Annotated in this window: 21 protein-coding genes; 8 read left to right on the top strand and 13 right to left on the bottom strand. The window is 70.3% G+C overall.

Going from position 1 to position 25,928, the window contains the following annotated elements; all coding sequences use genetic code 11:
• Positions 1–4 precede the first annotated feature (4 nt).
• Together ACYSUO_RS09495 and ACYSUO_RS09490 are read left to right on the top strand one after the other, a co-directional pair.
• On the top strand, positions 5–400 hold the full coding sequence (locus ACYSUO_RS09495; protein WP_461775614.1) for a DUF742 domain-containing protein: 396 nt from the start codon (positions 5–7) through the stop codon (positions 398–400).
• A complete protein-coding gene (locus ACYSUO_RS09490; RefSeq protein WP_461775613.1) occupies positions 381–989 on the top strand; it encodes a GTP-binding protein in 609 nt (202 codons plus the stop codon). Before ACYSUO_RS09495 ends, ACYSUO_RS09490 begins: the two co-directional genes overlap by 20 nt.
• An 18-nt stretch (positions 990–1,007) precedes the next feature.
• On the opposite strand, the gene ACYSUO_RS09485 is transcribed toward ACYSUO_RS09490, so the two are convergent.
• Positions 1,008–1,436 (bottom strand): PPOX class F420-dependent oxidoreductase, encoded by a 429-nt coding sequence (locus ACYSUO_RS09485; RefSeq protein ID WP_461775612.1) that lies wholly within the window; start codon positions 1,434–1,436, stop codon positions 1,008–1,010.
• Positions 1,437–1,554: 118 nt separating this feature from the next.
• Between ACYSUO_RS09485 and ACYSUO_RS09480 the strand changes: the two genes are divergently transcribed.
• Both ACYSUO_RS09480 and ACYSUO_RS09475 read left to right on the top strand, forming a co-directional pair.
• Positions 1,555–1,971, top strand: a complete 417-nt coding sequence (locus tag ACYSUO_RS09480) for a roadblock/LC7 domain-containing protein (protein ID WP_461775611.1) — start codon at positions 1,555–1,557, stop codon at positions 1,969–1,971.
• Between the two features lie 143 nt (positions 1,972–2,114).
• The gene (locus ACYSUO_RS09475; protein WP_461775610.1) at positions 2,115–2,978 is read left to right on the top strand and encodes a DUF6397 family protein; all 864 of its coding nucleotides are present in this window, start codon (positions 2,115–2,117) and stop codon (positions 2,976–2,978) included.
• Positions 2,979–3,038: 60 nt separating this feature from the next.
• Here the strand turns inward: ACYSUO_RS09475 and ACYSUO_RS09470 are convergent, their stop codons facing one another.
• Positions 3,039–3,911, bottom strand: coding sequence for an acyl-CoA thioesterase (locus ACYSUO_RS09470; RefSeq protein WP_422405858.1), 873 nt, complete (start codon positions 3,909–3,911; stop codon positions 3,039–3,041).
• Positions 3,912–3,993: 82 nt separating this feature from the next.
• On the bottom strand, positions 3,994–6,648 hold the full coding sequence (locus tag ACYSUO_RS09465) for a DEAD/DEAH box helicase (protein ID WP_461775609.1): 2,655 nt from the start codon (positions 6,646–6,648) through the stop codon (positions 3,994–3,996).
• A 52-nt stretch (positions 6,649–6,700) separates the two neighbouring features.
• Between ACYSUO_RS09465 and ACYSUO_RS09460 the strand changes: the two genes are divergently transcribed.
• Positions 6,701–7,495, top strand: a complete 795-nt coding sequence (locus ACYSUO_RS09460) for a metal-dependent hydrolase (protein WP_461775608.1) — start codon at positions 6,701–6,703, stop codon at positions 7,493–7,495.
• Between the two features lie 188 nt (positions 7,496–7,683).
• Here the strand turns inward: ACYSUO_RS09460 and ACYSUO_RS09455 are convergent, their stop codons facing one another.
• Both ACYSUO_RS09455 and ACYSUO_RS09450 read right to left on the bottom strand, forming a co-directional pair.
• Complete coding sequence (locus ACYSUO_RS09455; RefSeq protein ID WP_426905227.1) at positions 7,684–9,483, bottom strand: ABC transporter ATP-binding protein; 1,800 nt, start codon at positions 9,481–9,483, stop codon at positions 7,684–7,686.
• Complete coding sequence (locus ACYSUO_RS09450; RefSeq protein ID WP_461775607.1) at positions 9,480–11,381, bottom strand: ABC transporter transmembrane domain-containing protein; 1,902 nt, start codon at positions 11,379–11,381, stop codon at positions 9,480–9,482. Before ACYSUO_RS09450 ends, ACYSUO_RS09455 begins: the two co-directional genes overlap by 4 nt.
• Before the next feature lie 190 nt (positions 11,382–11,571).
• Here ACYSUO_RS09450 and ACYSUO_RS09445 point away from each other — a divergent pair, with 190 nt between their 5' ends.
• Positions 11,572–12,321 carry a L,D-transpeptidase family protein gene (locus ACYSUO_RS09445; protein WP_461775606.1) on the top strand — a complete coding sequence of 250 codons (750 nt, stop codon included), beginning with the start codon at positions 11,572–11,574 and terminating at the stop codon, positions 12,319–12,321.
• Positions 12,322–12,354: 33 nt separating this feature from the next.
• Here ACYSUO_RS09445 and ACYSUO_RS09440 read toward each other — a convergent pair whose 3' ends face one another.
• From ACYSUO_RS09440 to ACYSUO_RS09430, 3 genes are all read right to left on the bottom strand, one after another.
• Complete coding sequence (locus tag ACYSUO_RS09440; RefSeq protein ID WP_461775605.1) at positions 12,355–13,809, bottom strand: Gfo/Idh/MocA family protein; 1,455 nt, start codon at positions 13,807–13,809, stop codon at positions 12,355–12,357.
• A 149-nt stretch (positions 13,810–13,958) separates the two neighbouring features.
• Complete coding sequence (locus ACYSUO_RS09435; protein WP_461775604.1) at positions 13,959–16,892, bottom strand: FAD-binding and (Fe-S)-binding domain-containing protein; 2,934 nt, start codon at positions 16,890–16,892, stop codon at positions 13,959–13,961.
• A 101-nt stretch (positions 16,893–16,993) separates the two neighbouring features.
• Positions 16,994–17,437 carry a MarR family winged helix-turn-helix transcriptional regulator gene (locus ACYSUO_RS09430; RefSeq protein WP_327664558.1) on the bottom strand — a complete coding sequence of 148 codons (444 nt, stop codon included), beginning with the start codon at positions 17,435–17,437 and terminating at the stop codon, positions 16,994–16,996.
• 138 nt (positions 17,438–17,575) lie between these two features.
• On the opposite strand from ACYSUO_RS09430, the gene ACYSUO_RS09425 reads away from it, so the two are divergent.
• Both ACYSUO_RS09425 and mltG read left to right on the top strand, forming a co-directional pair.
• Positions 17,576–19,399 carry an ABC transporter ATP-binding protein gene (locus ACYSUO_RS09425; protein ID WP_461775603.1) on the top strand — a complete coding sequence of 608 codons (1,824 nt, stop codon included), beginning with the start codon at positions 17,576–17,578 and terminating at the stop codon, positions 19,397–19,399.
• Positions 19,400–19,519: 120 nt separating this feature from the next.
• The gene (gene mltG / locus ACYSUO_RS09420; RefSeq protein ID WP_461775602.1) at positions 19,520–20,362 is read left to right on the top strand and encodes an endolytic transglycosylase MltG; all 843 of its coding nucleotides are present in this window, start codon (positions 19,520–19,522) and stop codon (positions 20,360–20,362) included.
• A gap of 142 nt (positions 20,363–20,504) precedes the next feature.
• Here the strand turns inward: mltG and ACYSUO_RS09415 are convergent, their stop codons facing one another.
• The 5 genes from ACYSUO_RS09415 to ACYSUO_RS09395 all read right to left on the bottom strand — a co-directional run bounded on the left by ACYSUO_RS09415 (position 20,505) and on the right by ACYSUO_RS09395 (position 25,680).
• Positions 20,505–21,662 carry an NAD(P)-binding domain-containing protein gene (locus ACYSUO_RS09415; RefSeq protein WP_461775601.1) on the bottom strand — a complete coding sequence of 386 codons (1,158 nt, stop codon included), beginning with the start codon at positions 21,660–21,662 and terminating at the stop codon, positions 20,505–20,507.
• Positions 21,663–21,740: 78 nt separating this feature from the next.
• Positions 21,741–22,910 carry an LLM class flavin-dependent oxidoreductase gene (locus ACYSUO_RS09410; protein WP_461775600.1) on the bottom strand — a complete coding sequence of 390 codons (1,170 nt, stop codon included), beginning with the start codon at positions 22,908–22,910 and terminating at the stop codon, positions 21,741–21,743.
• 4 nt (positions 22,911–22,914) lie between these two features.
• Positions 22,915–23,964 (bottom strand): ABC transporter substrate-binding protein, encoded by a 1,050-nt coding sequence (locus ACYSUO_RS09405; protein ID WP_461775599.1) that lies wholly within the window; start codon positions 23,962–23,964, stop codon positions 22,915–22,917.
• Between the two features lie 106 nt (positions 23,965–24,070).
• Positions 24,071–24,829 carry an ABC transporter ATP-binding protein gene (locus ACYSUO_RS09400; protein ID WP_461775598.1) on the bottom strand — a complete coding sequence of 253 codons (759 nt, stop codon included), beginning with the start codon at positions 24,827–24,829 and terminating at the stop codon, positions 24,071–24,073.
• A complete protein-coding gene (locus ACYSUO_RS09395) occupies positions 24,802–25,680 on the bottom strand; it encodes an ABC transporter permease (RefSeq protein WP_461775597.1) in 879 nt (292 codons plus the stop codon). Before ACYSUO_RS09395 ends, ACYSUO_RS09400 begins: the two co-directional genes overlap by 28 nt.
• Positions 25,681–25,928: the final 248 nt, after the last annotated feature.

Here is a 25,928-nt window from a genome sequence, read left to right as displayed (position 1 = left end):
CGACATGAACGACAACGACCCCGGCAGCCAGTGGTTCGACCAAGAGGCCGGGCCCCTGGTCCGCCCCTACGCGATGACCGGTGGACGGACCGCGCCGGGGCCCCAGGGAGCGCACTTCGACCTGATCGCCCTGGTGTCGCTCGACACCGGGGCACCCGGCACCCACGACGACACCGCCCTCGGTCCCGAGCACCGGTCGATCATCGAGCTGTGCCGCACGGAGACCCAGACGGTCGCCGAACTGGCCGCGGGCACCGACGTACCCGTGGGCGTGGTCCGTGTGCTCCTCGGCGACCTGATCGAACTGGCCTGCGTGAAGGTCAGCAGGCCGGTGCCGCCCGCACAGCTACCTGACGAGAAGATCCTGAGAGAAGTCATCGATGGACTCAGAGCACTCTGACACCACAGCCGAAGGCACCACCACCGCACTGGCCCTGAAGATACTGGTCGCGGGCGGATTCGGGGTGGGCAAGACCACCCTGGTCGGCGCGGTCAGCGAGATCAGGCCGCTGCGCACCGAGGAACGCCTGAGCGAAGCGGGCCAGCACGTGGACGACACCGGGGCGGTCGAACGCAAGACGACCACGACCGTCGCCATGGACTTCGGCCGCATCACCATCAGATCCGGTCTGTCGCTCTACCTGTTCGGCACGCCGGGGCAGGACCGCTTCTGGTTCCTGTGGGACGAGCTCTCGCAGGGCTCGCTCGGCGCCGTGGTCCTCGCGGACACCCGGCGGCTGGAGGACTGTTTCCCCGCCGTGGACTACTTCGAGCACCGGCACATTCCGTTCGTCGTGGCGGTGAACTGCTTCGCGGACAGCAGGGCATTCGGGGCGCACGAAGTGGCCCGCGCCCTGGACCTCGACCGCGGGACACCCGTGGTGCTGTGCGACGCGCGCGACCGTGACTCGGGGAAGGAGGTGCTGATCAGACTGGTCGAGTACGCCGGGCGCATGCACTCCGCCCGGCTGCTCGACTCCGTGGGCTGACGCGGGTGACCGGCCGGCTCAGCCGGTCATGTCGCCCAGCGCCACGACCTTCTCGACCCGTACGCGGACGACGAGTTCACCCGGCACCGCGTTGCGCCGGCCGAACTCCTCGGCGCGGTCGGCGCCCATGTACCGGCCGCCGATCCTGGTGGCCGAATCCAGCAACTCGTCCGGGTCCTCGCTGAGTTCGGCGCGGCCCTGGATCGACACGAACGAGAACGGGGGCCGCTCGTCGTCGATGCAGAGGGCGACCCGCCCGTCCCGGGCCAGGTTGCGCCCCTTGACGGTGTCCTTGCCGGTGTTGAACACGATGTCGTCGCCGTCGACAACGAACCAGACGGGCGCGATGTGCGGGCTGCCGTCGGCCCGCACGGTGGACAGCTTGGCGGTGTGAGTGCCTTCGGAGACGAAGGCCTTCCATTCCTCATCGGTCATCTTGTGTGCCATGCGCCCATCCTCCTTGCCCGGATGCCCACCGTGGGGAAGGCTTGCGAGTGAATCCTCCGGCCAGGGGAGCGGATCCCCTCCGGGGCGGGGAGCCACAGGGAAGCGGGGACAGGGGATCATGGGGCAGCAGTACGAAGGACTCGGTTGGCTGCTGGACGACCTGACGCAGCGCGTCGAACACGTGCGGCACGCTCTGGTCCTGTCCAACGACGGCCTGGTGACGGGGGCGAGCACGGGCCTGCGCCGCGAGGACGCCGAGCACCTCGCCGCGGTCTCGTCCGGACTGCACAGCCTCGCCAAGGGATCCGGAAGATACTTCGGCACCGGCGGAGTGCGCCAGACCATGGTCGAGTTCGACGACGCGGTGCTGTTCGTCACCGCGGCGGGCCAGGGCAGCTGCCTGTGCGTGCTCAGCGCGGCCGAGGCAGACATCGGGCAGGTCGCGTACGAGATGACGCTGCTGGTGCACCGCGTCGGCGAACATCTCACCGTCGGTGCGCGCAATCCGGAGCGAGGCCCGCTCGCAGACCTCTGACCTGCGGCGATACAAGGCTCGGAAGGGTTATCCACAGGCTCGCACGGGCCTGGTCGATCCGAGCTACGGTTTTCTCAAGTGGTCACGGAGAGTGACCGCGTCTGATTCGCAGACGGGGGAGAACCATCGTGCAAGGCGACATCATGACCAGGCCTCAAAGCAGCGCGGCGCGGGAACTGGGGCTGAAACGCGGCGAGTTGGACCTCGCCGTCCGGCTGGGCCGTATCCGTACCGTCCCGGCGCCGGGCGGCGGCCGACGCCGTGTCCCGCGCGAGGAGATCGTCCGCATCCGTGAGGCCGAAGGGTTCCCGGACACCCTGCTCGAGCAGGTCAAGGTCGTGGGCACGGCGGAGGGTGCCGGGCTCATGGACATCCCGTCGTCCCGCTTCACGAGGCTGGCCCGCGCCGGGATGCTGACGCCCGCGAAATTTTACGTCAACCGGTACCGCACGGTGGTGTGGCTGTATCTCGCCCAGGAACTACGGGAGTTCGCGGCGGCAGAGGTCAATGGGCCGCTCCTGACGGGGCGGGCGCCCGACCGGGTGCGCGCCAGGCTGCAGGACGGCGCGGATCTGCGGCCGAAGAACTGGCGGGCCAGGCACGCCGGGTACTTGCTCGGGCAGGCCGACGGTCCGTGGGACCGGGCGGCGGCGGTCGCCACGCTCCTGGACCCGACGCAGCTCGCGGAACTCGTCGTGAGCCCCTACGAGCGGGCCCATCTGCAGCGGCTGCGGCCCGACGAGTTCTGGTACGGCGCACCGGAGTCGCCCAACGCCGCGATCGTCCAGCGCATCGTGACCGCCGACGACCCGGACGAGATCAGCTGGCTGCGCGGAACCCTGCTGCTCAACCTGGAGGAGGCCCGGAGGCGGCGCCCCGCACCGCGGCCCGTCGCGCACATGGAGCCCGCGGCGGCGCTGCCGCAGGCCCCGCCGCAGCCCGTCGCCGAGCCTGCGGAGGTGCGGCCGCGGAGCCTGTGGGCCCGCCTCGTCGGAAGAGGAGCCTGAACCGCCGCGCGGCCCCCGCCGGTTCGCTCGCCCTGCGCGGGCCACCGGCCTCGCGCCCGGTCAGCCCTCGAGCTTGCGGAACAGCCCCTCTTGGACCACGGAGACGAGCAAACGCCCCTCCGTGTCGTAGATGCGGCCACGGGCGAGGCCACGGCCGCCCGTCGCGATCGGCGACTCCTGGTCGTACAGGAACCACTCATCGGCACGGAAAGGACGGTGGAACCACATGGCGTGGTCGAGCGAGGCCATATCGAAGCCGCGCGGCCCCCACAGCGGCTCGACCGGCAGCCGCACGGCGTCGAGCAGCGTCATGTCGCTCGCGTAGGTGAGCGCGCACGTGTGCACGAGCGGATCGTCGCCGAGGGGGCCCACGGCACGCATCCACACCGCGCTGCGCGGCTCGGCCGCCTCGATGTCCTCGGGCGACCAGCGCAGCCGGTCGACGTAGCGGATGTCGAAGGGCTGCCGGCGGGCCATCCGCTCCAGGGCGTCGGGCAGCGCGCCCAGATGACCCCGCACCTCGTCGGCGATCGTCGGCAGCGAATCCGGGTCCGGCACCTGCCGGGCCGGCGGCAACTGGTGCTCGAAGGCACCCTCTTCGGGCTTGTGGAAGGAGGCGGTGAGATTGAAGATCGTGCGGCCTTGCTGCACGGCGGTGACGCGCCGCGTGGTGAACGAGCGCCCGTCGCGCATCCGCTCGACCTGGTACACGATCGGCACGCCGGGGCGGCCGGGGCGGATGAAGTACGCGTGCAGCGAGTGCACGGGACGGTCGCCCTCGGTGGTGCGTCCCGCCGCCACCAGGGCCTGGCCCGCGACCTGCCCGCCGAAGACGCGCTGGAGGGACTCGTCCGGGCTGAGTCCGCGGAAGATGTTGACCTCGATCTGCTCCAGGTCGAGCAGGTCGACGAGCTTCTCCGCAGGATTCGTCATGGGTGGATCTCTTTCGTGTGTGCGGCCGGAGGGGCCCGGCGCAGGGGCGCGGCCGGAATCTACCGTCCGGCCGTCCTTGGAATTACAACTGACCGACGTCCGTGACCCGGACGACGGCACGGCCCTCGGCGTCGGATGCCGCGAGGTCGACCTCGGCGCTGATGCCCCAGTCGTGGTCGCCGTTCGGGTCCGCGAAGGTCTGGCGCACCTTCCACAGCCCGTGCTCCGGATCCTCCTCGATCATGAGCAGCTTGGGGCCGCGCGCGTCGGGGCCGGTACCGAGGTCCTCGTACTCGTCCCAGTACTTGTCCATCGCGTCGCCCCAGGCGTCCGCGTCCCAGCCCGAGTCGCCGTCCATCTCGCCGAGTTCCTCGACGTTGTCGAGCGCCGCGAGTTCGACGCGGCGGAACATGGCGTTGCGGACGAGGACCCGGAAGGCGCGCGCGTTCGTCGTGACCGGCTTGACCTGGTCGGCCTTCTCCTGGGCCTCCTCGGCGGTCATCTCACCCGGGTTGGCGAGCTGCTCCCACTCGTCCAGGAGGCTGGAGTCGACCTGGCGCACCATTTCGCCGAGCCAGGCGATCAGGTCCTCCAGGTCCTCCGACTTCAGGTCGTCGGGCACCGTGTGGTCGAGCGTCTTGTACGCGCTCGCCAGGTAGCGCAGAACGATGCCCTCGGTGCGGGCCAGCTCGTAGTAGGACACGAACTCCGTGAAGGACATGGCGCGTTCGTACATGTCGCGGATCACGGACTTCGGGGACAGCGGGTGGTCACCGACCCACGGGTGGCTCTGCCGGTACGTGTCGTAGGCGTGGAAGAGCAGCTCCTCCAAGGGCTTCGGGTACGAGATGTCCTGGAGGCGCTCCATCCGGTCCTCGTACTCGACCCCGTCCGCCTTCATCTGGCCGACGGCCTCGCCGCGCGCCTTGTTCTGCTGGGCGTGCAGGATCTGCCGCGGGTCGTCGAGCGTGGACTCCACGACGGAGACCATGTCGAGGGCGTACGAGGGCGACTCCTGGTCGAGCAGGTCGAACGCGGCGAGGGCGAACGTCGACAGCGGCTGGTTGAGCGCGAAGTCCTGCTGCAGGTCGACGGTGAGGCGCACGATGCGGCCGCTCGGATCCGGCGTGTCCAGCTTCTCGACGATGCCGCCGTCCAGGAGCGAGCGGTAGATCGCGATGGCCCGGCGGATGTGCCGCAGCTGCGCCTTGCGCGGCTCGTGGTTGTCCTCGAGGAGGTGCCGCATCGCGTCGAAGGCGTTGCCCGGGCGGGCGATGACCGACAGGAGCATCGTGTGCGTGACACGGAAGCGCGAGGTGAGCGGCTCCGGATCGGAGCCGATCAGCTTCTCGAAGGTGCTCTCCGTCCAGGCGACGAAGCCCTCAGGGGCCTTCTTGCGGACCACCTTGCGGCGCTTCTTGGGGTCGTCGCCGGCCTTGTTGAGCGCCTTCTCGTTCTCGATGACGTGCTCGGGCGCCTGCGCCACGACGAAGCCCGCCGTGTCGAACCCGGCGCGACCCGCGCGGCCCGCGATCTGGTGGAACTCCCGCGCGCGCAGCGTCCGCACGCGCGTGCCGTCGTACTTGGTGAGGGCGGTGAACAGCACCGTGCGGATGGGCACGTTGACACCGACGCCCAGGGTGTCGGTGCCGCAGATGACCTTCAACAGGCCCGCCTGGGCGAGCTTTTCCACCAGGCGGCGGTACTTCGGCAGCATGCCGGCGTGGTGCACACCGATGCCGTGGCGTACGTAACGGGAAAGGTTGCGGCCGAACTTGGTGGTGAACCGGAAGTTGCCGATCAGCTCGGCGATCTGGTCCTTCTCCGCGCGCGTGCACATGTTGATGCTCATCAGCGCCTGCGCGCGCTCGACGGCCTGCGCCTGCGTGAAGTGCACGATGTAGACGGGCGCCTGCTTCGTCTCCAGGAGCTCCGTCAGCGTCTCCGTGAGCGGCGTGAGCCGGTACTCGTACGAGAGCGGTACGGGGCGCGTGGCCGAGCGGACCACCGACGTGGTCCTGCCGGTGCGGCGCGTGAGGTCCTTCTCGAACATGGAGACGTCGCCGAGCGTCGCCGACATCAGGATGAACTGCGCCTGCGGCAGCTCGAGCAGCGGAATCTGCCAGGCCCAGCCGCGGTCCCCCTCCGCGTAGAAGTGGAACTCGTCCATCACGACCTGGCCGATGTCGGCCTGCGCGCCGTCGCGCAGCGCGATGGACGCGAGGACCTCGGCGGTGCAGCAGATGACGGGCGCGTCCGCGTTCACGGAGGCGTCGCCGGTCAGCATGCCGACGTTCTCCGTGCCGAAGAGCTTGCACAGCTCGAAGAACTTCTCGGACACCAGCGCCTTGATCGGCGCCGTGTAGAAGGTGACCTCGTCCCGCGCAAGCGCCGCGAAGTGCGCACCGGCGGCGATCATGGACTTGCCGGACCCGGTGGGCGTCGAAACGATCACGTTCGCGCCCGACACCACCTCGATCAGCGCCTCCTCCTGGTGGGGATAGAGGGTGAGCCCACGCTCCTCGGACCACGACTCGAAGGCGTCGTAGAGGGCGTCCGGGTCGGCGGTCTTCGGGAGCTGATCGATAAGGGTCACAGCACCATCTTGCCTGCCTTCCGGCTCGATCCGGCAATCGGATGTCGGAGCGAAGATCACGAAGGCTACGCTGGGTCGCCGACGGGGCGTCAGCACGCGCGCGGCCCTCACGGGGCAACTCGGCGCAGCAACAAGCGACATGTCGGTACATCGCGCGCGGCCGGCACAACGGAAACAGGGGCGGAACACAGCCATGATGGGACCGGCACACTCGCTGTCAGGAGCGGCGGCCTGGCTGGGGGTGGGGGCGGCGACGACGGCGGCCGGGTACCCGATGCCGTGGCCGGTCCTCCTCGTCGGAGCGCTGATCTGCGCGGGCGCCGCACTCGCCCCGGACCTCGACCACAAGTCGGCGACCATCTCGGGCGCCTTCGGACCCATCTCCCGGGGCCTGTGCGAGATCGTCGACAAACTCTCGTACGCCGTCTACAAGGGGACCCGGATGCAGGGCGACCCCCGGCGCTCGGGCGGTCACCGCACGCTCACCCACACGTGGGTCTGGGCGGTCCTCATAGGGGCGGGCGCCTCGGCCCTGGCGATCTTCGGCGGCCGCTGGGCCGTCCTCGGGATCCTCTTCGTGCACATGGTGCTCGCCATCGAGGGCCTGCTGTGGCGGGCGGCCCGCGGTCACAGCAGCGACCTCCTCGTGTGGCTGCTCGCGGCGACCAGCGCGTGGATCCTCGCGGGCATCCTGGACAAGGCCGGCAACGGCTCGGACTGGCTGTTCACGGACCCCGGCCAGGAGTACCTGTGGCTGGGCCTGCCGATCGTGCTCGGCGCGCTGGTGCACGACATCGGGGACGCGCTCACCGTCTCGGGCTGCCCGATCCTGTGGCCCATCCCGATCGGCCGCAAGCGCTGGTACCCGCTCGGACCGCCGAAGCCGATGCGGTTCCGGGCCGGCAGCTGGATCGAGCTGAAGGTGCTCATGCCGGTGTTCATGCTGGCCGGCGGCGTGGGCTGCGCGGCCGCACTGAACTTCATCTGACCGAGGGCCGCCCTCGCGCTGGGCGGGCCTCAGCCGCCCAGGTCGAGGTCGGCGGACGGCCAGACCCGACCCGTGCCGTCCACCAGGTCGATCAGGCCCACCATGTCGACCCGGTCGATACGCCTACTGAAGCGACGCCGGTCGGGAGCCGTACCGAAAGAGGGCTCCCGACCGCCGCCGTCGGCACGTCAGCCGTGCCAGGACCGCCACAGCGCCGCGTACGCGCCGTCGGCCGCGACCAGGTCGTCGTGGCTGCCGAGTTCACGGATCCGGCCGTCCTCGACCACGGCGATCACGTCCGCGTCGTGCGCGGTGTGCAGCCGGTGCGCGATGGCCACGACCGTGCGGCCGTCGAGGACCCGGCCGAGCGAGCGCTCCAGGTTGCGGGCCGCACGCGGGTCGAGCAGCGAGGTCGCCTCGTCGAGGACCAGCGTGTGCGGGTCGGCCAGGACCAGCCGGGCCAGCGCGATCTGCTGCGCCTGCGCCGGGGTGAGGGCCACCCCGCCCGAGCCGACCTCCGTGTCGAGTCCGTCGGCGAGGCCACCGGCCCACCCCTCGGCGTCGACCGCGCCCAGGGCGGCCCACAGTTCCGCGTCCTCGGCGCCCGTGCGGGCCAGGCGGAGGTTGTCGCGCAGGGAGCCCACGAAGACGTGGTGCTCCTGGTTGACCAGGGCCACATGGGAGCGGACCCGCTCGGCCTGCATCCGGGAGAGTTCCGCGCCGCCCAGCGTGACCTGCCCGGTGCGCGGCGCGTAGATCCCGGCGAGCAGCCGCCCGAGCGTCGACTTGCCCGCGCCCGAGGGGCCGACCAGGGCGAGCCGCGTGCCGGGCGCGACCTCCAGGGACACCTTGCGCAGCACGTCCACGCCCTCGCGGTAGCCGAAGTGCACCGCGTCGGCCTGCACATCACGGCCGTCGGGCCGCACGGAGGCATCGCCCGCGTCCGGCTCGATGTCCCGCACACCGACGAGCCGGGCCAGCGACACCTGGGCGACCTGAAGCTCGTCGTACCAGCGCAGGATCAGCCCGATCGGATCCACCAGCATCTGAGCGATGAGCGCACTCGTGGTCAGCTGCCCCACGCCGATCCAGCCCTGGAGGACGAAGACACCGCCGACCACCAGCACCGACAGCAGCACGAGGACATGCACGGTGTTGATCACAGGGAAGAGCACGGAGCGCAGATAGAGGGTGTACCGCTCCCAGGCGGTCCACTCCTTGATGCGTCGCTCCGACAGGTCGATGCGGCGGTCGCCGAGCCGGTGCGCCTCGATGGTGCGCCCGGCGTCGACGGTCTCGGCGAGCGCGGCGGCGACGGCCGCGTACCCGGCGGCCTCCGAGCGGTACGCGGACGGCGCCCGCTTGAAGTACCAGCGGCAGCCGAGCACGAGGACCGGTACCGCGATGAGCAGCGCGGGCGCCAGCGGCGGCGCGGTCACCGCGAGCCCGCCGATGAGCAGCGCCGCCCACACGACACCGATGGACAGCTGGGGCACGGCCTCCCGCATCGCGTTCGCGAGCCGGTCGATGTCCGTGGTGATCCGGGACAGCAGGTCGCCCGTGCCCGCCCGCTCCAGGACGCCCGGCGGCAGGCCCACGGACCGCACCAGGAAGTCCTCCCGCAGGTCCGCCAGCATCCGCTCGCCGAGCATCGCCCCGCGCAGCCGGACCTGCCGGATGAACACGGCCTGGACCACCAGGGCGAGCGCGAACAGGCCGATGGTGCGGGCCAGTTGGGGCCCTTCGAGGGAGTCGACACCGCCCGGGTTCTCGGAGACGTCCTGGATGAGTCCACCCAGCAGGTACGGGCCGGCCATCGAGGCGATGACGGCGACCGTGTTCACGCCGATGAGCAGGAGGAACTCGCGCCGGTGGCGCTGGTACAGCTCGCGCACATAGGCGCGGACCGTGGCCGGGGCACCGACCGGCAGGGTGTGCGCCGTGGTGGGGGCCGCCGGGTCGTAGGCCGGGGGCGCTACGCCGATCATGCCGTCTCCTCGATGTCGATCTCGATATCGGTGCTGATGCCGGAGCCGGAGCCGCCGGTCCCGATCCCGGTGCCGGCTCCGGTGTCCGTGCCGTCCTCGCCGAGCCGCGGCCCGGCGCCGGGGGAGGACTTCTCCTCGTCGGTCTCGCGGGTGACGACCGCGCGGTACCGGGGCTCGGTGCGCACCAGTTCGCGGTGCTCGCCGACCGCGGCGACCACGCCCTCGTGGACGAACACCACGCGGTCGGCGCGGTCGAGGACCAGCGGGGACGAGGTCAGCACCACGGTCGTGCGGCCGCGCCGCAGCGCGCGCACGCCCTGGGCGATCCGGACCTCGGTGTGCGAGTCGACGGCGGACGTCGGCTCGTCGAGCACCAGCGTCTCCGGGTCGGTGACCAGCGAGCGGGCCAGCGCGAGCCGCTGGCGCTGGCCGCCGGAGAGGGACCGGCCGCGTTCGGTGATGCGGGCGTTCATCGGGTCCTCGTCCAGGGAGCCCTGGGTGAGAGCGTCCAGCACGTCGGAGCACTGGGCCGCGGCCAGCGCGTCGTCGGGTGCGACGGCTCCGGAGGCCGGTACGTCGAGGAGTTCGGCGAGGGTGCCGGAGAGCAGCACCGGGTCCTTGTCCTGGACGAGGACGGCCGCCCGCGCGACATCCAGCGGCAGCTCATCGAGCGGAACGCCGTCGAGCAGGACGGAAGGCGCCGCCCCGCCCGACTCGCCCGCGTCGTCGTCGGTGGCGGAAACGGGGTGCCCGCCGAGCCGGTCGGCGAGACGCCCCGCCAGATCCGGATCGCCGCAGACCACGGCCGTGAGCCGCCCCGCGGCCGCGAGCACACCGGTCTCCGGGTCGTACAGGTCGCCGGTCGGCGCCTTGACGTCGCGAAGCCCGCCCTCCGGTTCGGTGACGCGCTCCAGCGCAAGCACCCTGGACGCCCGCTGCGCGGACGGCCGGGAGAACGAGTACGCCATGGCGATCTCTTCGAAGTGCCGCAGCGGGTAATTGAGGAGCATCACCCCGCTGTAGACGGTGACCAGTTCACCTACGGTGATCCGGCCCTCGCGCGCGAGGGCGACGCCGTACCAGACGAGCACGATCGTCAGCAGACCGGGAAGGAGGACCTGGATCGCCGAGATCAGCGCCCACATGCGCGCGCTGCGCACGGCGGCCCGGCGCACGTCCTGCGAGGCGCGGCGGTAGCGGTCGAGGAACAGCTCCTCACCGCCGATGCCGCGCAGCACACGCAGGCCCGCGACGGTGTCCGAGGCCAGTTCGGTGGCATGGCCCGCCTTCTCCCGCTGATGGTCCGCCCGCCGGGTGGCGCGGGGGAGCAGGGGCAGCACGGCGAGCGCCAGGACCGGCATGCCGAGCGCGACGACGACGCCGAGCGCGGGCTGGTAGATCAGGAGCCCCACGGCGGCGATGACGATGGTGAGCGCGGCGGCGGTGAAGCGGGAGAGCGCCTCGACGAACCAGCCGATCTTCTCCACGTCACCGGTGGACACCGCGACGACCTCGCCCGCGGCGACCCGCCGGGTGAGGGCGGCGCCGAGCGTCGCGGTCTTGCGGGCCAGCAGCTGCTGGACGCGGGCGGCGGCGGTGATCCAGTTCGTGACGGACGTGCGGTGCAGCATCGTGTCGCCGACCGCGACGCCGATGCCGAGCAGCACGATCAGCGCGCCGGCCTTGGCGAGACCGGCGCCGGAGCGGTCGACGACCGCCTGCACCGCGTAGCCGACGCCGTACGCGAGACCGGCGACGGAGACGAAGTGGATCAGGCCCCAGCCGAGGGACTTGGCCTGCCCACCGAGCTGGTTCCGGCCGAGCCAGAGCAGGAACCGGGGGCCCGAGCGTGCGTCCGGCGCACCGGGGTCTGGATACGGAAGGTCGGAGATCTGCATGACGTCCCAGGGCTCGAAGCGGGGTGGATCGAAGAAGCGGACTCAAAGGCAGCAAACCGTGAAAGGTTCGCGCCCCGTGGCGAGCCGAGGCAAACGGTTTTCCGGTGCCGGGCAAAGAATCGGACCGGATCGACCGTCGTGATCTGAGTCGGTTCCGCGGTTTTTGACCTGTGGTGCGACCATGGAACGCATGCGGAGTGCGGGTGCGATCAGGGTGGGCGTCGCGATGGCGGCGTGCGGTGTCCTGCTGACGACGGTGGCCGCCTGCGGCGCCGACGGTGGCGACGGCGGGAAGAAGACGACGGGGGCGAACTCCTCGGGCGGCGAGTCCCGGGGCGCCGAGGCGCGCGCGGCGGACCTCAAGCGCATCCCGGGAGTGGGCGACCGCTACCAGAAGCAGATCCCGGCGAACGCCCGGCAGGTCGTCGCCGTGTACGGAGACGGCAAGGACGCGGCGGGCTCGACCATCGCGCTCTACACGAAGTCCGGCGACACCTGGAAGAAACAGCGCGGCTGGTCCGGGCACAACGGCAAGAAGGGCTGGACGACGAGCCACCACGAGGGCGACAACCGCAGCCCCGTCGGTGTCTTCACGCTCAGCGACGCCGGCGGGGTCCTGGCCGACCCGGGCGCGAAGCTGCCGTACACGCAGTCCGCGTCGTTCCAGGCCCCGCACTACTGGTCGAAGTCGCACTGGCACGACTTCGACTACGTCATCGCCATCGACTACAACCGCGCCAAGGGCACCTCGCCCAACGACCCGACCCGGCCGCAGGGCCAGTCCAAGGGCGGCAGCATCTGGCTGCACATGGACCACGGCAGCGGCACCTCGGCGTGCGTGAGCCAGTCGAAGGGCGACATGGAGTACCTGCTCAAGACGCTCGACCCGAAGCAGCACCCTGTGGTCGTGATGGGCGACAAGGCCGAGCTCAAGGCGTGAGCCGCGCGGGCCCTCACCCTGGGCTCAGGTCCGTCAGGCCTCGCTCGGCTTCTCCGAGTTGACTCCGCTACGCGCCTTGCGCCAGCCGCCGCGCGTGAAGTCGGGGATCTGCTGCGGCGCGCCCTTCGCCTTGATCGACAGGTGGCTCAGCGGGACCGGCGAGGTCCAGGTGGCGGCGTCGTACACGTCGAAGTCCGGGACGAGCCCGAGGCGCATCGTCTGCATCAGGCGGAACACCATGATGTAGTCCATACCGCCGTGCCCGCCCGGCGGGTTCGCGTGCTCCTTCCACAGCCAGTGGTCCCAGTCGGCGTACTTCGCGAAGTCGCCCCAGGCGTCGTCCGTGTGGTCGGGCTCGATGTAGATCCGCGCCGGATAGTCCTCGAACACACCCTTCGTTCCGCCGAGTTGATTGATCCGCGAGTACGGGTGCGGGGTGCTGACGTCGTGCTCGAGACGGATCACCCGGCCCTTCGCCGTCTGGACCAGGCTGATCGTGCGGTCCGACTCGATGTACGACTCCTTCCAACTCGGGTCGTCCTTGGGCATGTTGGCCGCGCGGTACTCGGCGAGGCCCAGGGACGGTGTGCCGAAGCTGGAGATGTGGGTGACGCGGTCGCCGCGGTTGACGTCCATGTAGTTCGCGACGGGACCGAAGCCGTGGTTCGGGTACAGGTCGCCGCGCAGCCGCGTGTGCCACAGCCGGCGCCACGGGCCCTCGTAGTAGTCCGGGTCGAACATGAGGCCGCGCAGGTCGTGGTTGTAGGCGCCTGCGCCGTGCAGCAGCTCACCGAACTTGCCCGCGTGGGCCATCCGCAGGACGCGCATCTCATTGCGCCCGTAGCAGCAGTTCTCCAGCTGCATACAGTGTCTTCGGGTGCGCTCGGAGAGGTTCACCAGTTCCCACAGCTGATCCAGCTGGAGCGCGATGGGACACTCGACGCCGACGTGCTTGCCGTTCAGCATCGCCGTCTTCGCCATCTCGAAGTGCCAGTCCCACGGCGTCGCCACGTACACGAAGTCGATGTCCCCGCGCTTGCACAGGTTCTCGAAGTCGTGGTCGCCCTTGACGTAGGTGGCGGGCGCGGGCTGGCCCGCCGCCGTCACCTTCGCCGCCGCCTTGGCGGTCTTCTCCTTGACCGGGTCGCACAGGGCGACGACCTGGACGCCCTGCATCGCGAGGAAGAGGTCGATCATGCTGCCGCCGCGATTGCCCAGGCCGACGATGCCGACCCGGACCGTGGAGCGCCGCTCGAACGGTACGCCGATCATCGTGTCGCCCTGCCGGGCCGGTGCCACCGCGGTGGTGGCCTCGGCCGCCCCGGAGCCATTGGCGTCGGAAGCCTCCGCGGCCCCTGCCGGCGAGCTCGAACCCAGTGCGACGAACCCGAGTCCGGCACCGGCGGCGCCCGCGGTGCGCAGCACCTCGCGACGGGATCGGCCATCGGGTTCGGGGGAGTCGAGGGGGCTGCGCTCGTTGTCGTGCATCGGACCTCCAACAGGGTGGGTGCGGTGCCGGGGCAAGCGCAAGCCACCCTGCTGGGAGTGAGAGCAGGGGCGCAAGAGGTCGAATCGGACGGGTGGTTGGACTTATGTCATCGGGCTTTTGGACTCATGTGACGCGCCCTCGCGCACGCTCACGCGTGGGCCGTGCCGCGCCGCGTCGCCCGCTCCAGCTCGACCAGTACGGAGTAGTACGAGCGGCCCGTCGCATGGTCCATGCCGACCTCGCACATCCGGTTGGCCGACAGATGGGCGTCGTACGCGCGGGACGTGACCTCCGCGGCCTCCTTGGCCGTGGCGGACTCGGTCAGCTCCTTGTGGAGCATGCCGCGGTCGCCCGCGAAGCCGCAGCAACCCGCGTCGTCCGGCAGCACCACCTCGTCGGCGCAGGCCTCGGCCAGGGCTCTCAACTGGCCCACGTCGCCCAGGTGTTCCATGGAGCACGTCGGGTGCAGCACGGCAGAGCCGATCGTGCGCTCGATGGTGAGCCGCGGCAGCAGCTCCTCAGCGGCCCATACGAGGGAGTCCACGATGGTCAGTTCCGCGTGCAACTTCCGGTTGTCGTCGGTGAGATACGGCACCACCTCGTGCGCGATGCCCAGCGTGCACGAGGAGGCGTCCACCACGAGGGGAAGCCTGCCGCCCCCGGTCCAGGCCCAGGCCGCCTCGACGATCCGGTTCGCCATCACCGTGTTGCCCTCGTCGTAGCCCTTGGAGTGCCAGATCGTGGCGCAGCACGTCCCGGCCACATCGTTCGGGATCCACACCGGCTTGCCCGCGCGCGCGGAGACCGCGACAACGGCCTGAGGCAGCGATACGTCGCCGGGGGTGCCGAAGATGCGGTTCACGCACGCCGGGTAGTAGACGGCCGTGGCCCCCACGCGCGCGGTACGCGGTAGCTTCCGGGCCGCCGCGGCAGGTACCTCCGGCAGCCATTCCGGCACCAGGTCCGGCCGAACCGCCTTGCGCGCGGCGCCCGTTACGGCGGTCAGGAGACGGTCACCGATCTTGTCGGCCGCTGCCACGGCGAGCCGGGCCGAGGCCTCCACGGCCTTGAAGTTCTTCGCGACGAGCGCGGCCGTCCGCTCCTCGCGCGGCGAGTGACGGGCGTGCCGGAAGCCCTTCATGAACGCCCCCGTGTCGATGCCGACGGGGCAGGCCAGCTTGCATGTGGAGTCGCCGGCGCAGGTGTCCACGGCGTCGTACCCGTAGGCGTCGATCAGCTCGTCCTCGACCGGCGAACCGGATGGCTGGCGCATCATCTCGCGGCGCAGCACGATCCGCTGGCGCGGCGTGGTCGTCAAGTCCTCACTGGGGCACGTGGGTTCGCAGAAGCCGCACTCGATGCACGGGTCGGCGATCAGCTCCACCTTGGGGATCGTCTTGAGGCCCCGCAGATGCGCCTTCGGGTCCCGGTCCAGCACGATGCGCGGCGCGAGCACCCCGTCCGGGTCGATCACCTGCTTCGTGCGCCACATCAACTCCGTGGCCTTGGCGCCCCATTCGAGCTCCAGGAAGGGGGCGATATTGCGGCCCGTCGCGTGCTCCGCCTTCAGGGAGCCGTCGAACCGGTCGACCGTGAGGCGGCAGAACTCGTCCATGAACGCCGCGTACCGCTCCACGTCCTCCGGCTTCGCCGCGTCGAACGCCAGCAGGAAGTGCAGGTTGCCGTGCGCCGCGTGCCCCGCCACCGCCGCGTCGAAGCCGTGCCGCGTCTGCAGTTCGAGCAGCGCCTCGCACGCCTCCGCGAGCCGGGAGGGCGGCACCGCGAAGTCCTCCGTGATGAGCGTGGTGCCCGAAGGGCGGGAGCCGCCGACCGCCGTCACGAACGCCTTGCGCGCCTTCCAGTAGCCCGCGATGGTCTTCGCGTCGCGCGTGAACTCATTGGTCACCGAAGCGACGGGCGCGACGAGTTCGAGACCTTCAAGCGCCTTCGCGGCAGCCTTCTCGTAGGCGGCCTGGGTCTTCTCGTCCGGGGCGCGGAACTCAACAAGCAGCGCCGTCGTCTCCTTGGGCAGCTCGGCCCAGTCCTGCGGCACGCCCTGCACGCTGACCGAGGCGCGCAGCGTATTGCCGTCCATCAGTTCCACGGCCAGGGCGCCCGCCTCGTTGAACACCGGCACCGCCGCCGCGGCCGCCGGCAGGGAGGGGAAGAACAGCAGCGCCGTCGACACCTTCCGGTCCAACGGAAGGGTGTCGAAGACGACTTCGGAGATGAACCCGAAGGTGCCCTCCGAACCCACCATCAGTCCGCGCATGATCTGCACCGGGGTCTCGCCGTCCAGGAAGGCGTCCAGCCGGTAGCCGTTCGTGTTCTTGATCTCGTACTTGGCGCGGATCCTGCGAGTGAGCTCGGCGTCGTCCTCGATCTCCCGCTTGATCGCCAACAGGGCCTCGCAGAGCGCCGGTTCGGCGTGCGCCAGGTCCTCGTCCGCGCGCGGGTCGCCCGTGTCGACGACCGTGCCGGACGGCAGCACGAAGGTGAGGGAGGAGACCATCCGGTACGAGTTCCGGGTCGTGCCCGCCGTCATCCCCGACGCGTTGTTCGCCACCACGCCGCCCACCGTGCAGGCGATCGCGCTCGCCGGGTCGGGGCCGAGCACGCGCCCGTGCCGCGCGAGCGTGGCGTTCGCCCGCACGATCGTGGTGCCGGGGCCGATCCGCGCGCGCGAACCGTCGCCGAGCACCTCGATGCCCGCCCAGAACTTGCGGACGTCGACGAGGATGTCCTCGCCCTGCGCCTGCCCGTTCAGCGACGTGCCCGCCGCGCGGAAGACGACCTCGCGGCCCTTGCCGTGCGCGTAGGAGAGCACCGCCGACACGTCGTCGATGTCCTCGGCGACCACCACGACCTGCGGCACGAAGCGGTACGGGCTGGCGTCCGACGCGTAGCGCACCAGGTCCGAGATCTTGGTGAGCACCTTGTCCGCGCCGAGCAGCCGCGTCAGCTCCGAGCGCAAGGGCTCGGGCGTGCCACCGGCCTGCCGGTCCGCGACCCGGTCGGGCGCAGGACCCGCCGGACGGGCTCCGGGACGCAGGGCTTCCGGCTTCGGCTCCAGCAGCGGCATGGCCTCTCCTCGATCGCTGTCAGTACTCCGGCGTTGTCAGCGCTCCGGACTCCCGCGTTGTCAGCACTCCGGATTCCGGCACTGTCAGTACGCCGGCGCGGTCAGCACTCCGGTGTGCGCGGGGGCTCGAACAGTGCGTTCAGCAAGACCGTCAGCTGCGCGCGCTGCTCTTTGTCCAACGGTGCCAGGATCTCCTCTGCCGCCGCGCGGCGCGCGCTGCGCAGCTCCCGCAGGGCGGCCCGGCCCTTGTCGGTGAGCTCGATGCGGATGACCCGGCGGTTCGTGGGATCCGGCGCGCGGCGCACCAGATCGGCCGCCTCCAGGCCGTCCACCGTCGTCGTCACGGCGCGCGGAACCACCTCGAGGCGCTCCGCCAGGTCGGCCATGCGCGGCGGCGTCTCGTAGTGCACCAGCGTGCGCAGCAGCCGGGACTGCGCGGGGGTGATCCCGACCGGCTCCAGCTGGCGGCGCTGTATCCGCTGCAGGCGGCGGGTCAGCCGCAGCAGCTGCTCGGCGAGGAAACCGTCGGCGTCCGGTGTCTTCATGCCGGGAACATTAGCAGGACCTTGTGCATTGTGAATAGAGGTAACAATGCATTATGCTCCTCGAGTCGAGCTCGACTGCTGCCCCGCCGGTACCCGGTGCGTGGCGCGTGCCGAGCTCCCTCTACGCCTAGGAGGCTCATGCCCCGCGACGAAATCCGCTGGACGCCGCCCCCCGATGCCAACGCACCGGGGCAGCCGCGCCAGATCCGCCGCATCCTGTCCCTGTTCCGCCCCTACCGTGCCCGGCTCGCCCTCGTCGGGCTGCTCGTCGCCGCCGCCTCGCTGGTCACGGTCGCGACGCCGTTCCTGCTCAAGGAGATCCTCGACGTCGCCATCCCGCAGGGTCGCACCGGGCTGCTCAGCCTGCTCGCCCTCGGAATGATCGTCAGTGCCGTCGTGACGAGCGTCTTCGGCGTCCTGCAGACTCTGATCTCGACGACGGTCGGCCAGCGCGTCATGCACGATCTGCGCACCGCCGTCTACGGTCGGCTGCAGAGCATGTCCCTCGCCTTCTTCACCAAGACCCGTACCGGCGAGGTCCAGTCCCGCATCGCCAACGACATCGGCGGCATGCAGGCGACCGTGACCTCCACCGCGACCTCCCTCGTCTCGAACCTGACGAGTGTCGTCGCCACGGTCATCGCGATGATCGCCCTCGACTGGCGCCTGACGATCGTCTCCCTGCTCCTGCTGCCGATCTTCGTGTGGATCAGCCGCCGGGTCGGCCGCGAGCGCAAGAAGATCGCCACACAGCGCCAGAAGCAGATGGCCGCGATGGCCGCCACGGTCACCGAGTCGCTCTCCGTCAGCGGCATCCTTCTCGGCCGCACCATGGGCCGCGCCGACTCCCTCACGAAGTCCTTCGCCGACGAGTCGGACGAACTGGTCGACCTGGAGGTCAGGTCGAACATGGCGGGGCGCTGGCGGATGGCCGTCATCAGCATCGTCATGGCCGCCATGCCCGCGGTCATCTACTGGGCGGCCGGCATCGCCCTCCACTTCGGCGGCCCCACCGTCTCCATTGGCACGCTCGTCGCGTTCGTCTCGCTTCAGCAGGGCCTGTTCCGGCCGACCGTGAGCCTGCTGCAGACCGGCGTCCAGATCCAGACCTCGCTCGCCCTGTTCCAGCGCATCTTCGAGTACCTGGACCTGCCGGTCGACATCACCGAGCGTGAGGACCCGGTCCACCTGGACACGGTTAAGGGCGAGGTCCGCTTCGAGAACGTCGAGTTCCGCTATGCCACCGACGATGCTGCCGACGAGCGGCAGCGCCCGATCCTCGACGGCATCGACCTCACCGTCCCCGCGGGCGGCAGCCTCGCCGTGGTCGGCCCCACCGGCTCCGGCAAGTCCACGCTCAGCTATCTGGTGCCGCGGCTCTACGACGTCACGGGCGGCCGCGTCACCCTCGACGGGGTCGACGTCCGCGACCTGGACTTCGACACCCTCGCGCGCGCGATCGGCGTGGTCTCCCAGGAGACGTACCTGTTCCACGCCTCAGTGGCAGAGAACCTGCGGTTCGCCAAGCCCGACGCCACCGACGAGGAGCTGTACGCGGCGGCCCGCGCGGCCCAGATCCACGAGCACATCGCCGCCCTGCCGGACGGCTACGACACCGTGGTCGGCGAGCGCGGTCACCGTTTCTCCGGAGGCGAGAAGCAGCGCCTGGCCATCGCCCGCACGATTCTGCGGGACCCGCCGGTGCTCATCCTCGACGAGGCGACCAGCGCGCTCGACACCCGCACCGAGCACGCCGTACAGGAAGCCATCGACGCGCTCTCGGCCAACCGCACGACGCTCACGATCGCGCACCGCCTGTCCACGGTCCGCGGCGCCGAGCAGATCGTGGTCCTGGAGTCCGGTCGAATAGCCGAGCGCGGCACGCACGAGGAACTGCTCGACCGGGAGGGCCGCTACGCGGCGCTCGTGCGGCGGGACGCGCGCGTGGAAACGGCGGCGTGACGGGGGTTGTGCCCGGGCCGCCATGACATCGGCGCGAACAGCGGGGAGAGAGTCCGTGAGGGAGTCAAGGAGGGCAGAGATATGTCAGGGATGCTCTGAGGCACGGGTTACCGTTCCGGCATGCAGACCGAGACTCCGCGACGGAACACGACGCGACTCACGCGCCGAGGACGCGTCGCCATGACGGTGACCGGGGCCGTCGTGGTGACAGCCGCCGTCGTGGTGCCGCTGGCCCTGTCGGGCGGGGACGAGTCGAACCGGGTTCTGACCATTCCGGAGGGCTGGCGTTCGGGCCAGGTGTACGAGGCCGTCGACAAGGCGCTCGACGTCCCGGCCGGCACCACGAAGAAGGCCGCGCCCAAGGCGCACCTCAAGCTTCCGGGCGACGCGGGTGGCAACGCCGAGGGCTACCTCTTCCCGGCGACGTATCCCTTGAACGACAAGTCGACCCCGCAGTCGGTCCTTTCGTACATGGTCGACACGGCGAACAAGAGGTTCGGCGCCGGCAGCGGCAGCAGCACGACCGCGGGCGCCGAGCGCAACGCCGTCAACCCGTACCAGCGCGTCATCATCGCGAGCATCGTGCAGGCCGAGGCGGACAACAAGGAGGACATGGGCAGGGTCGCCCGCGTCATATACAACCGGCTCGATCACGGCATGCCGTTGCAGATGGACTCCACCATCAACTACGCCCTCGGCCGCTCCACGTTGGACACCACCCACGACGACACGAAGATCAACAACCCGTACAACACCTACGCGCGCAAGGGGCTGCCGCCCACCCCGATCGGTAATCCGGGGGAGCAGGCGATGGAGGCGGCGACCAGTCCGGCGTCGGGGGACTGGCTGTACTTCGTGACGGTCAAGCCGGGGGACACGCGCTTCACCGCGGATCTGGGCGAGCAGGAGAAGAACGTGGCGGAGTTCAACCAGAACCAGGCGAAGGCCAAGAACGACGGTTGACGAGGTCCTTCGGGGTGCCGGGGTGCCGGGGTGCCGGGGTGTTGGGTTTCGGGGTACCGGGGTGCCCCGGGGGCTTGGAGGTCGGAGTGCCTTGGCGCCCGGGCGCTTGACCGGCAGGGAGGAGGCGCCGGCTCGCGTCGCCTCACACCGCGACCGATGTCCTCCGTCCCAGCAGCCGCTGGATGTCCCGGACCGCGGACCGCCCTGCGCGGTTCGCACCGATCGTGCTCGCCGAAGGGCCGTAGCCGACCAGATGGACGCGGGGGTCGAGGGCCGCGTGCGTGCCCTCCATCCGGATCCCGCCACCCGCTTCGCGCAGCTTCAGCGGCGCCAGATGCTCGATGGAGGCACGGAACCCGGTGGCCCAGAGGATCACATCGGCAGCCACCTCGTGCCCGTCGTCCCAGGCCACGCCGGTCGGCGTGATCCGGTCGAACATGGGGTGCCGGTCGAGGACACCGTTCGCGCGGGCCGCGCGGATCGCGTCGTTCACCGGAAGCCCGGTCACCGACACCACACTCAGCGGCGCGAGCCCCTGACGTACCCGTTCCTCGACCATCGCCACGGCGGCCCGCCCCGCCTCCTCGCCGAAGGGGCCCTCGCGGAAGACGGGCGGCCGGCGGGTCACCCAGGTCGTCGAGGCGGCGCCCGGCGCGATCTCCATCAGGTGCTGCGTCCCGGAGGCCCCGCCGCCCACCACCACGACGCGCTGACCTGCGAACTCCTCGGGCCCCCGGTACTGCGCGGTGTGCAACTGCCGCCCGCGGAAGGTCTCCTGCCCCGGATAGCGCGGCCAGAACGGCCGGTCCCAGGTGCCGGTCGCATTGATCAGGGCGCGCGTCGACCACACCCCGTCCGAGGTCTCGACGAGCAGCCGCTTGTCCTCCGCCTCGGGACCCTCGCGCCCCTCGTCCCCCTCGCGGCCCTCGCTTTCCTCTCGCACCGCCCGCACGTCGACCGGGCGCCGTACGCGCAGGTCGAAGGCTTCCTCGTACGAGGTGAAGTACCCGGAGATGACCTCCGAGGACGGCCGCGCGGGGTCGGCGCCGGTCAGCTCCATGCCGGGCAGCGCGTGCATGCCGTGCACCTTGCCGTAGGTGAGCGAGGGCCACCGGAACTGCCAGGCGCCGCCCGGGCGGGGCGCGTGATCGAGGACGACGAAGTCCCGCTCGGGCTCGAAGCCCACGCGGCGCAGGTGATAGGCGGCGGAAAGCCCTGCCTGGCCGGCGCCGATGACGACGACGTCGACTCGGCGCGGACCATCGGCGGAGGCGGCGTCTCGTACCCCAATGTCGTTCACGTTTCTACTAACTCCATGGGGGTGCGAGATCTTCCCGCACCAGCCGCCCCAAGTGGGTTCAGCGCCCACCCTCGACCGTCAGCGCCCGCCCGCGACCGCCAACGGCGCACCTGACCGGCGCGCGACCGGCTCCACGAGCCCGCGTGCGGCCAGTTCGGGAATGACACCCTCCCCGAACCAGTACGCCTCCTCCAGATGCGGATACCCGGACAGCACGAAGTGCTCGATGCCGAGCGCGTGGTACTCCTCGATCCGGTCGGCGACATCGGCGTGGCTGCCGACGAGCGCCGTCCCTGCGCCACCGCGCACGAGACCGACCCCGGCCCACAGATTGGGAGAGATCTCCAAGCTCTCCCGGTCACCGCCGTGCAGCGCCAGCATCCGCTGCTGCCCGACCGACTCACTGCGCCCGAGCGCGGCCTGCGCGGCGGCGACGGTCTCGGGGGAGAGGTCGTCGAGCAGCCGGTCCGCCGTGGCCCACGCGTCCCGCGCCGAGTCGCGCGAGATCGAGTGCAGCCGGATCCCGAACCGCACGGTGCGCCCCTCGCGCTCGGCGAGCGAACGGATCCAGTCGATCTTCTCCTTCACCTGCTGCGGCGGCTCGCCCCACGTCAGATACACATCGGAGTGCCGCGCCGCGACGGGCCCCGCGGCGGCCGAAGAGCCGCCGAAGAAGATCTCCGGCCGCGGTTCCGGCGGAAGCGCCGTGTAGCCGCCGTCGACCCGATAGTGCTCCCCGGCGAAGTCGAACGGCTCCTGCGAGCTGCCGCCCCACACACCACGTACGACCGAAAGGAACTCGTCGGTGCGGGCATAGCGCTGATCGTGGTCGAGGTGGTCGCCGAAGCGCCGCTGCTCGGCCGAGTCACCACCGGTGACGACGTTGAGCAAGAGCCGCCCGTTCGTGAGGCGTTGATACGTCGACGCCATCTGAGCGGCGAGCGTCGGCGAGATCACGCCGGGCCGGAACGCCACCAGGAACTTCAGACGCTCGGTGTGCTGGGCCAGCGCGACCGTCGTCAGCCACGCGTCCTCGCACCACGTCCCGGTCGGAGTGAGCACGGCCTCGAAGCCCAACTGCTCTGCCGCCTTGGCGATTTGAACGAGATAGTCGAGGTCGGGCGCGCGCACTCCGGAGATCGGCCCGCCCGGCGAACGTTCGAGGGCGCCACCACTGAAGGCGTGCCGGTCGACGAGGGTGCGCCCGTCGCCGCCGGTCGGCAGGAACCAGTGCAGATGAACGTTCATGGCTTCAGGACTCCTTGCCGTAGGTGCGCGGGGCGGTGGTGGAGGGCGGAAGCTTGTCGTTGAAGCGCGTGTCGACGTACTTCGAGAAGTCGACCTTGCGCGGAATGAGCTTCAACTTCGTGAAGGTGTCGGCGATTTGCTGCTCCGAGGCGATCACGTTCTTGTCGACGGCGACCGTGACACGCGTGCCGTTCGTACGCTTCACGGCGTCGTACGCCGCCCCGTACGGCAGCCCGGTGTCCTTGGCCCACACCTTCGCCCACGCCTGCGGGTGCTTGTAGACCCAGTTCTGGGCACGCCGCAGCCGGTCGAGATAGTCCTTGATGGCGGCGGACTTCTTCTTGTCGGCGAGGGCGATGGGGGAGGCGACCTGGAAGGCGAGCCCGTTGGTGACACCGTCGCCGTCGGTGAGCACGCGACCGAGCTTCGCGCGCAATGCCTGCGAGGTGTACGGGTCCCAGACGGCCCACGCGTCGACCTTGCCCGCGGTGAACGCGGCCAGCGCGTCGGCCGGTTGAAGGTACTTGACCTCCACGTCCTTCAGCGTGAGCCCGACCTTCTTGAGCGAGGCGACGAGCTGATAGTGCGCGGAGGACCCCTGGGCCACGGCGATCGACTTGCCCTTGAGCCCCGCAGGACTCTTCAGCTTCGAGCCCTTCGGGACAAGGATCGTGTCCCCCTTGGCGGTCCCGTGACTGGCGGACACCACCTTGATCTTTGAGTCGGCACCGGCCGCGAAGACGGGTGGTGTGTTGCCGACGCCGCCGATGTCCACGGCCTTGGCGTTGATGGCTTCGAGGAGCGGCGGCCCCGAGGTGAAGGTGGACCAGCGAATCTTGTAGTCCAGGTCGTCCAGTTCCCCGGCGGCCCTCAGGACCGCCTCCGAACCACCCTTCTGGTCACCGACGTTGAGGGTGAGCGACCCCTTCCCGTCGACGCCGCCACCACTGCCACCGCTGCCGGTGGAGGTGCTGGCGGTGGTGGCACCGGAGCAGGCGGCGAGCAGGAGGGCGAGGGGAGTGACGAGGGCGCCGGCTATGAGAGGGCGTCGCATGACAAGTCCGTTCAAAAATAGGGGGACGATGAGGGGGAACGCGAGAAGGTGCGCGGAGATGAGGTCAGGGGGACGGGGTCAGGGAGAGGGGACCAATGGGAGGGGATCAGTGGGAGGACTCGTCCACACCCAGCCGATTCAGCAGCTCGGCGCGCAGTTCGGCGAAGCGCGGGTCGGTGAGATCGCGCGGCCGCTCCAGATCGATTCGGGTCTCGTGGGCGATGACACCGTCGTCCATGACCAGCACCCGGTCGGCGAGCAGCACCGCTTCCTCGACATCGTGGGTCACCAACAGCACGGCGCAGCCCCGCCGTTGCCACAACTCGCCGACCAGTCGCTGAGCCTTGATCCGGGTCAGCGCATCGAGCGCGCCGAACGGCTCGTCGAGCAGCAGCAGATCGGGCTCGCGCACGAGGGCACGGGCGAGCGAGGCACGCTGGGCCTCGCCACCGGAGAGCGTCTTGGGCCAGGCGTCCGTACGATGCCCGAGCCCCACCTCGTCCAACGCCCGCTCGGCGACGCCGCGTTCGGACTTTCCCGGCAGGCCGAGCAGTACGTTGCGCCACACCCGCTTCCACGGCATGAGCCGCGGCGCCTGGAACGCGACGGCCTTGCGTCGGGGTACGAGCACGGTGCCTTCGATGTCGCGGTCGAGCCCGGCGAGGATGCGCAGCAGCGTCGACTTGCCGCACCCACTGCGTCCGAGCAGGGCAACGAACTCCCCTGACTGCACATCGAGTTGAAGGTTGTCGATAACAGCACGCCCGTCAAAGGAACGGGAGAGACCTTCGACGCGCACGGCGGAACCGGCGCCGACGGTGGTCTCGGGGGAAGGGGTCACCGGCCGGTGAACGTCGGTCGCCATTGCAGCAGCAGCCTTTCGAGGGAACGGACGACGAAGTCGGCGAGCAGGCCGAGGAACGCGTAGACGATCAGGCAGACGACGATGACGTCGGTGCGCAGGAAGTCCCGCGCCTGCACCATGAGGAACCCGATGCCGGCGTCGGCGTTGATCTGCTCGGCGAAGACGAGTGCCAGCCAGGCGATGCCGAGCGAGTACCGCAGCCCGGTCATGGCGCCGGGCAGCGCGCCCGGCAGCACGACATGACGTACGAGCCCCCACCGGCTCAGCCCCAACGACTCCCCGGCCTCGATGAGTTGGGAGTCGACACCACGAATCCCGGCGTACACATTCAGGTACAGCGGGAAGGACACACCAAGGGTGATGATGGCGACCTTCGGCGCCTCACCGATCCCGAACCAGATGATGAACAGCGGAATCAGCCCGACGAACGGCACGGTCCGCAGCATCTGCACACTCGCGTCGACGAGATCCTCGCCGACCCGGAAAAGCCCTGACAGCAGCGCGAGCCCGGTCCCGACGACGACACCACACAGCAGCCCGACGGCGACACGTTGCAGCGAGACACCCATGGCCGCGGGCAACGACCCGTCGGACACCAGATCCGCACCGACACGCGCGATGGTGCCCGGCGACGCCAGCACCTCGGGCGTCAACACCCCTACAGACGTGAGGACTTGCCACAGTATGAGGAGTAGCAGCGGCCCACTGGTGCGGCGCAGCCAACGGGGGACGCGGGTGCGGCGGGTGGAGGAGGGGACGAGAGGAACGAGCTCGGGTGGCGCCGCAGAGGGGGACTCGGACGATGACCGGTCCGGGGCAGGCGAAACGGGCGGAGCATGACTGATGCTCATGGCACTCCATGGCAGGCGAGGGCGCGCCTCGGCGTCAGCGGGCGCGCGTCAGCGGCGCGCCGTCACGGACGAACACCGAAGCGGCAACGAGAAAGGGGTGAGCGCAGAAGAGTGAAAAGCGCAGAAGAAGCGAGAGAAGGCGTCAGCAGCCGGGACGACACGCGGCAGAGGCCACCCGCAGCAGGTCGATGTGACCGCGCGTGGTGAGCATGGCTGAACGCAACATGCGGCAGAACGTATCCAGCTGT

The sequence above is a fragment of the Streptomyces sp. UC4497 genome (genome assembly GCF_054871485.1).
Note: the sequence above shows the minus strand (reverse complement) of the source record. Positions and strands in the feature narration are given on the sequence as shown.